Source organism: Pseudomonas sp. ok272 (assembly GCF_900109995.1).
Lineage (GTDB): Bacteria > Pseudomonadota > Gammaproteobacteria > Pseudomonadales > Pseudomonadaceae > Aquipseudomonas.
Map to the genome: position 1 here is coordinate 1 of NZ_FOCB01000040.1, position 2,990 is coordinate 2,990.

4 protein-coding genes and 3 tRNA genes are annotated in these 2,990 nt (G+C 53.0%); all 7 read left to right on the forward strand.

Annotated features, from left to right (window positions below; genetic code table 11):
• Nucleotides 1-129 precede the first annotated feature (129 nt).
• The gene (birA, locus tag BMW74_RS24325; protein WP_093426641.1) at nucleotides 130-1,089 is read left to right on the forward strand and encodes a bifunctional biotin--[acetyl-CoA-carboxylase] ligase/biotin operon repressor BirA; all 960 of its coding nucleotides are present in this window, start codon (nucleotides 130-132) and stop codon (nucleotides 1,087-1,089) included.
• Nucleotides 1,079-1,828: a pantothenate kinase gene (locus tag BMW74_RS24330; protein WP_093426642.1), complete on the forward strand. Its 750-nt coding sequence runs from the start codon at nucleotides 1,079-1,081 to the stop codon at nucleotides 1,826-1,828. The genes birA and BMW74_RS24330 overlap by 11 nt, the downstream gene beginning before the upstream one ends.
• A gap of 7 nt (nucleotides 1,829-1,835) precedes the next feature.
• Nucleotides 1,836-2,282, forward strand: coding sequence for a hypothetical protein (locus tag BMW74_RS24335; RefSeq protein ID WP_093426643.1), 447 nt, complete (start codon nucleotides 1,836-1,838; stop codon nucleotides 2,280-2,282).
• A gap of 142 nt (nucleotides 2,283-2,424) precedes the next feature.
• Nucleotides 2,425-2,509, forward strand: a tRNA-Tyr gene (locus tag BMW74_RS24340).
• Between the two features lie 26 nt (nucleotides 2,510-2,535).
• A tRNA-Gly gene (locus BMW74_RS24345) sits at nucleotides 2,536-2,609 on the forward strand.
• A 26-nt stretch (nucleotides 2,610-2,635) separates the two neighbouring features.
• Nucleotides 2,636-2,711, forward strand: a tRNA-Thr gene (locus BMW74_RS24350).
• 85 nt (nucleotides 2,712-2,796) lie between these two features.
• Nucleotides 2,797-2,990, forward strand: a 194-nt coding sequence (locus tag BMW74_RS24355; protein WP_256562664.1) for a GTP-binding protein, incomplete at its 3' end; no start/stop codon positions are given.

Genomic DNA, 2,990 nt, shown 5'->3' on the forward strand with positions numbered 1-2,990 from the left:
AATTCCGAAACCCCAATTGCGAAAGCAGTTGGGGTTTTGTTTTTGCCGGCGAAAAAGTTGATTCACGATTTCTATGCAACGGCTCGGGGCATGGATATCATGCGGGCCTCATTGTGAGGCGATACTTGCATGCTGACGTTGTTAAAGCTTCTGAAAGATGGACGGTTTCACTCTGGGCAGGCCCTGGGCGTAGCGTTGGGGGTCAGTCGTAGTGCTATTTGGAAGCAGCTCCAGCAGCTCGAGGCGGAGTTGGGTCTTGAGATTCATAAGGTGCGTGGTCGCGGGTACCAACTGAGCTCACCCCTTACGCTGCTCGATGCTGTCGCGATTGAGGGGGCGGCGCCAGCTTGTGATTGGCCTGTGTATGTTTTTGATTCGCTAGACTCTACGAATGCTGAGGCGCTGCGCTCTGTTGATCGCGCAGTTGTCGCGCCATTTCTTGTGCTTGCAGAGCGGCAAACAGCAGGTCGTGGCCGCCGCGGGCGAAAGTGGGTGAGTCCGTTTGCTGAAAACGTCTATTACAGCCTGGTGTTGCGTATCGATGGTGGTATGCGACAGCTTGAAGGGCTCAGCTTGGTTGTTGGTCTTGCCGTGATGCAGACCTTGCGAGACATGGGCATTGCCGGTGCTGGGCTGAAGTGGCCAAATGATGTGCTTGTTGGTGAGAAAAAAATCGCCGGCATCTTGCTGGAGTTGGTTGGAGATCCGGCTGATGTCTGTCACGTAGTGCTGGGTGTCGGTATTAACGTCAATATGCAACTCGCTGATGAGGTTGATCAGCAATGGACGTCTATGCGTCTTCAGGTGGGTAGGGTGTTCGATCGCAATCTTCTAGTTGCCCACTTAAATGGCGTTCTACGGACATACCTGGGGCGCCATGAAGACCTTGGGTTCTCAGTGTTTCAGGAGGAGTGGGAGCGGGGGCATCTGTGGCAGGAGCGATCGGTTTCGTTGATTGCTGGCGTTAGCCGTATAGATGGCCAGGTCTTGGGAATCGATAGGCAAGGTGCGTTGCGCTTAAGTGTTGATGGTGTGGAAAGAGTTTTTAGTGGTGGTGAGCTGAGCCTGAGGCTGCGTGATGATTCTTGAGCTCGATTGCGGGAATAGTTTTATAAAATGGCGTGTACTGCATGCCGACGCTATTCGTTTGTTTGCTGAAGGGGTTGTTGATTCCGATCTGGCTCTGATGGAAAAGTTACGCGGATGCGTAGGTTTGGATCTCAAGCGGGGTCGCCTGGTCAGCGTTAGAACCAATGAAGAGACGGCAGCGCTGGTATCAATGGTCGCTGATACATTTGGTGTTACGGTTTTGTGTGCGGTCCCGGCCCGCGAGATGTCGGGTGTACATAATGGATACGAAGATTTTCAACGTCTGGGGCTGGATCGTTGGCTGGCGATGCTTGGCGCTCATCATCTTGCTTCAGGTGCGTGCTTGGTTCTGGACTTTGGCACTGCGTTGACGGCGGACTTTATCGCGGCGGACGGCGAGCACCTTGGAGGGTTTATTTGTCCCGGGATGCCCCTGATGCGCAACCAGTTGCGCACGCATACGCGGCGTATCCGATACGACGACTTTTCCGCATCCAGGGCACTTGAGAGCTCCCTGCCGGGGCGTAATACAGTTGAGGCTGTGGAGCGGGGATGCGCGTTAATGCTCAGGGGCTTTGTGCTGACGCAGTTGGAGTTGGCTCGCGGCTATTGGGGGCAGGACTTTACGGTCTTTCTCACAGGTGGTGATGCTAGCCTGGTTGCTGGTGTAGTGCCGGATGCGCGGGTGGTGCCGGATCTTGTATTTGTTGGTTTGGCCATGGCGTGTCCATTGTCTTGAGGTCTTTATGCGTTGGTTGTTCCTGTTACTGCTTGTGCTCAATGGTTTTTATTATGTCTGGCATCAGCAAGAGGCGCCTATGCGTGCAAAAGATGTCACGCCATTGAGCTTGTATCGAGGTTCGCAACAGGGATTGCGCTTGCTGAGTGAAACCCCTGAGGCGCCTGCAGCGCGCGACAAAGTGAAGCTGCCCGCAGCGGATGAAGATTGTCTTTACCTGGGGGGCTTTGCGCGCCAGGAAACTGCGAAAGCATTTGAGGTGCGTCTGGTCGCTCTTGGTGTTGGTGTTCAGCCGCTTTCTACTGCGCTCGCAGATTCGGCTGGGTATTGGGTACGAGTCGCGCCGGAAAGTCGGCAGTTGGTCAATGAATCCGTGCTGCAGAACCTTGCTAAAGAATTCAATGAGTTAAAACACAAAATAATACGCTGTGAGGGGGTTGCAACTGCTCAATAGGTTGCATAGAATGGCGCCCGCTTCGCAGTGAAGAGCTTTAGGGTTCAGCAGTGCGAAGCGACGTCAACGCAGCTAACCTCAGGTTTTTAATGAGAAAATGCTTGACAGAAGGCTGGCATGAGATAGAATGCCAGCTCGCTTAGGAGGGGTTCCCGAGCGGCCAAAGGGATCAGACTGTAAATCTGACGTCTACGACTTCGAAGGTTCGAATCCTTCCCCCTCCACCAGATTTTAGCGTGAGCTGCAAGCTTACGCGGGTATAGTTTAGTGGTAGAACCTCAGCCTTCCAAGCTGATGATGCGGGTTCGATTCCCGCTACCCGCTCCAAGTTTTCAGGTTGTGCGAGATGTTTCGCTCTTGTAGCTCAGTTGGTAGAGCACACCCTTGGTAAGGGTGAGGTCAGCGGTTCAAATCCGCTCAAGAGCTCCAATATAACAAGGCAGATATGTGAATATCTGCCTTTGTTTTAATGGCTTGTTTAGTTTGCTCAATTTTTCTTCTAGGGGTGATTTCGATGGCTAAGGAAAAGTTTGATCGTTCTCTGCCGCACGTCAACGTTGGTACCATTGGTCACGTTGACCACGGTAAAACCACGCTGACTGCTGCTCTGACTCGCGTCTGCTCCGAAGTTTTCGGTTCTGCTGCTGTTGCTTTCGATAAGATCGACAGCGCTCCAGAAGAAAAGGCTCGTGGTATCACCATCAACAC

Excerpts from the sequence above, each read along its gene's own strand:
- birA (WP_093426641.1), top strand. The coding sequence starts at position 130 with ATGCTGACGTTGTTAAAGCTTCTGAAAGATGGACGGTTTCACTCTGGG.
- BMW74_RS24330 (WP_093426642.1), top strand. The coding sequence starts at position 1,079 with ATGATTCTTGAGCTCGATTGCGGGAATAGTTTTATAAAATGGCGTGTA.
- BMW74_RS24335 (WP_093426643.1), top strand. The coding sequence starts at position 1,836 with ATGCGTTGGTTGTTCCTGTTACTGCTTGTGCTCAATGGTTTTTATTAT.